2 protein-coding genes are annotated in these 2,432 nt (G+C 38.4%); both read left to right on the forward strand.

The window, feature by feature from the left end; genetic code table 11:
* The first annotated feature begins 706 nt into the window (after positions 1-706).
* Entirely contained in the window at positions 707-1,591 is an 885-nt protein-coding gene (locus tag ACFE90_RS08805) for a lipid kinase (RefSeq protein WP_375499689.1), read from the forward strand.
* Between the two features lie 51 nt (positions 1,592-1,642).
* The gene (locus ACFE90_RS08810; protein ID WP_375499623.1) at positions 1,643-2,248 is read left to right on the forward strand and encodes an exopolysaccharide biosynthesis protein; all 606 of its coding nucleotides are present in this window, start codon (positions 1,643-1,645) and stop codon (positions 2,246-2,248) included.
* The last annotated feature ends 184 nt before the right edge of the window (positions 2,249-2,432 follow it).

Below are 2,432 nucleotides of genomic sequence, written 5' to 3' on the forward strand. Positions count from 1 at the left end.
CCTCGCTACTATCCACATCTGGATTCACAAAATATTATTAGTGGGATAGGTTCAGAGTTATTACGGCAAGAGCTATGAAGAATTTCCGGCTTCAAGCTTCTCCTGGAGCAACTGTGAAGATTCAACCGATGCTTCAACCTGCTCATAGCTTTCAGCTTAATCCAATTGAGCAATTATAGTAGTTTATTAAACGCTAGTTCAAAGGTAATACGCTTGGGTTAAGGATTTTTGGTATGTAGAGACGTTGCTTTTCTTCGTCTCTACAAAGGATTTGGGGATTAACTGAACTGTATTGAGTTCAATAGGGAAAGCTTCTCTAACTTACAAGAACTACGCCAACAGATTGAACACGAGTTAGCTCAAATGTCTTCTCTCGTAATCTCCTCTTTGACAAGTTATGATTTTATCCTCGAAGCTTACTTTTATAAAACTTTATTTTATGCATCTTCATATAAATTTGGTATAAAATTATGTATTTATATCAGTAAATAACATCTTTTTCTTAGGCATTATCTTATGCATATTATAATATAGAGATAAACTAGATAAAATAGAAATTAAAAATTCGTAAGCATAACATAATGACCATTCACTAAATGAATTTTTGATAACTGTCATAACAAATTAAACACTTTTTGATAGTCAACTTGAAGCAGAATACATGGATGCGGATAACTGGACATATCAACTACAAAAGGTACTACCCATGAGTTCTCGCGCACTGCTGTTAGTAAATCGTCATGCCCGCCAAGGAGAAAAGGGTATATCGGAAGCAATTGAATATCTGAAAACACTCGGCTTTGATTTAATTGAAGAGTCTACAGAAGACCCCAAACATCTTGCTGAAGTTATACTTCGCTATCAGCATCAAGTTGACTTAGTAATCATTGGTGGAGGAGATGGAACTCTCAATGCGGCAGTAGATGGTTTAGTTAAGACTCAGTTGCCCTTGGGAATTTTGCCTTTAGGAACTGCCAATGATCTGGCTAGAACTTTGGGAATCCCCAATTCCCTCAGCGAAGCTTGCAAAATTATTGGATATAGAAATTCACACCGCATAGACTTAGGTTGGGTGAACGGCAAGCACTTTTTTAACGTTGCCAGTCTGGGATTGAGTGTAAAAATTACCCAGCGACTTACTAAAGAAGCCAAACGCCGTTGGGGAATATTTGCTTATGCTGCCACTGCATTGCAAGTGATTTTGGAAGCTAGACCTTTTACTGCGGAGATTTTAATCAATGGTGAATCAGTTCGCGTGAAAACAGTGCAAATTGCTGTGGGTAACGGCCGCTATTATGGCGGCGGTATGGCAGTGGCTGAAGATGCGACAATAGATGACCAAAGGCTAGACCTTTATAGCTTGGAGATTAAAAATTGGTGGCAGATTATACTATTACTCCCTACGATGCGACAAGGGCGACATATACATTGGAAGAGTGTACGCTCTCTTCAAGGTCAAGAAATAAAGGTAGATACTCGCAAACCTCGCCCTATCAATACAGATGGTGAAATCACTACCTATACACCTGCTCATTTTCGAGTTATACCTAAAGCTATAGCTGTTTTAGTACCCCCAGAAATTAGGAGTTAGGAGTTATTCTCTCTCATCTCCCTCTACTAAAAATGTGCGAACTCGTACCAAATGCATCTGAGATTTTCTCAAGATATAAAATCCTTGTTGCAACGCCTAGCAGAACAACCGCTAACTCTAGGTGATATTTTGGCAGAAACCTCAGAACGAGGATTCTGCCTGGTAATTACATTATTAATTTTGCCCTTTTTATTTCCTATGCCACCGGGATTAACTGGCCCTTTTGGTGGTGCTTGTTTACTGTTGTCAGCGCAAATGCTTTTAGGGAGGCGATCGCCTTGGCTGCCAAAAAGAATTGCTAACTACAAATTTCCTCGTCCCTTTGCCCAGTTACTTTTGCAAAATTTGGGGCGTCTTACCAAAGTGTTACAGAAAATCGCCCGTCCCCGATTGGCAAAAATAGCCCATAATCCTTTGGTTTGGCGAATTAATGGTCTTTGTATCTCTTTATTAACAGTATTATTAATATTACCAATTCCCTTTACAAATCCCATCCCCACTGTAGGTATTTTACTTTTGACTGTTGCCACCATCGAATCTGACGGTTTATTAATTTGCATCAGCTACAGTATTACTGTCCTAATTACCTTGTTTTTTGGATTTATTGGTTACGCAGTATGGTTATCTCCCAGTTTACTGCCATCTATATTTAAATAATAAAAGCCCCCAGCTTTAGACTGAAGGCTGTAATTTATTAGGGTGCATCTACCATTTATTAATCCGCTTTATTGATTGCCATATCCGGCAAAATTAAACCTTTATTCTTAAATTAAAAAATATCAGCAATAAAAAAGCCTTCAACTAAAAGCTGAGGGCAATGATTTAATTAAGGTGCATCTAC

This window comes from uncultured Nostoc sp., from assembly GCF_964245445.1.
Lineage (GTDB): Bacteria > Cyanobacteriota > Cyanobacteriia > Cyanobacteriales > Nostocaceae > Nostoc.